Annotated in this window: 1 protein-coding gene and 1 pseudogene; one reads left to right on the top strand and one right to left on the bottom strand. The window is 70.5% G+C overall.

Going from position 1 to position 1,213, the window contains the following annotated elements:
- Positions 1-46 precede the first annotated feature (46 nt).
- Positions 47-874, bottom strand: a complete 828-nt coding sequence (locus ABZ281_RS49895; protein WP_356665522.1) for a hypothetical protein — start codon at positions 872-874, stop codon at positions 47-49.
- An 83-nt stretch (positions 875-957) separates the two neighbouring features.
- Here ABZ281_RS49895 and ABZ281_RS49890 point away from each other — a divergent pair.
- Positions 958-1,213: pseudogene (locus ABZ281_RS49890) on the top strand (Ppx/GppA family phosphatase); the annotation flags it as partial.

Here is a 1,213-nt window from a genome sequence, read left to right as displayed (position 1 = left end):
GCCACTGGCCCAGCCGGGCCCTTGGGCCACTGGCCCAGCCGGGCCCTCAGGCCACCGGATCAGCCCGGTCTGCGGCCGGTACTGGATCCGCGGGGTGCGGTGCCAGCAGCGGCAGCTGCGAGGCCAGCCGCTCCTCGCACAGCTCGACCAGCCGGTCGTAGCCGGCCTTGCCCATCAGCTCGATCAGCTCGGGCCGGTAGGAGACGTACACGGGATCACCCGCTCCGTGCGCCGAGGTCGCCGACGTGCACCACCAGTGCAGGTCGTGGCCCCCCGGACCCCAGCCGCGGCGGTCGTACTCACCGATCGACACCTGGAGGACGCGTGTGTCGTCGGGCCGGTCGATCCACTCGTACGTCCGCCGCACCGGCAGCTGCCAGCACACGTCCGGCTTGGTCTCCAGCGGCTCGCGGCCCTCCTTCAGGGCCAGGATGTGCAGCGAGCAGCCCATGCCGCCCTTGAATCCGGGCCGGTTCTGGAAGATGCACGAGCCCTGGAAGGGCCGCGTCTGCCGCTCGCCGTCCTCGTCCTCGGAGACCCAGCCGCCCCGCGTGCCCTCGGCATGGTGCTGCCAGATGTCCGGCGTGAGTCTGGCCACATACCCGGCGACGCGCTTCTCGTCGTCCTCGTCGGAGAAGTGGGCACCCAACGTGCAGCACCCGTCATCCGCGCGGCCCGCCTGGATGCCCTGGCAGCCGCTGCCGAAGATGCAGTTCCAGCGAGAGGTCAGCCATGTCAGATCGCAGCGGAAGACCTGCTCGTCGTCCGCCGGATCAGGAAACTCCACCCACGCGCGAGCGAAGTCGAGGCCCTTCTCGTCGGAGTCCACGACAGCAGGTGATTTGTCGCGCTTCGCCTTTTTCGTCTTTGGCACGAGTCCAGGGTACGGGCCCGGGTACGGCCCTTGTACCCCCACCGAGGACGGCGGACGGCCCGGCGGGCAGTAGCGTTCCGTACATGAGACTCGGTGTCCTCGACGTGGGATCGAACACGGTGCATCTGCTCGTGGTGGACGCGCACCCCGGCGCGTGCCCGCTCCCCGCCCACTCGCACAAGGCGGAACTGCGCCTCGCCCAGCTCCTCGACGACGGCGCGATCGGCCCGCACGGCGTCGACCGGCTGGTCTCGGTCATCAAGGAGGCGCTCCAGGCCGCCGAGGACAAGGGTGTCGAGGAGGTCCTCCCGTTCGCGACCTCCGCCGTGCGCGAGGCCC

The organism is Streptomyces sp. NPDC006265 (genome assembly GCF_040613555.1).
Taxonomy (GTDB): Bacteria; Actinomycetota; Actinomycetes; order Streptomycetales; family Streptomycetaceae; genus Streptomyces.
Note: the sequence above shows the minus strand (reverse complement) of the source record. Positions and strands in the feature narration are given on the sequence as shown.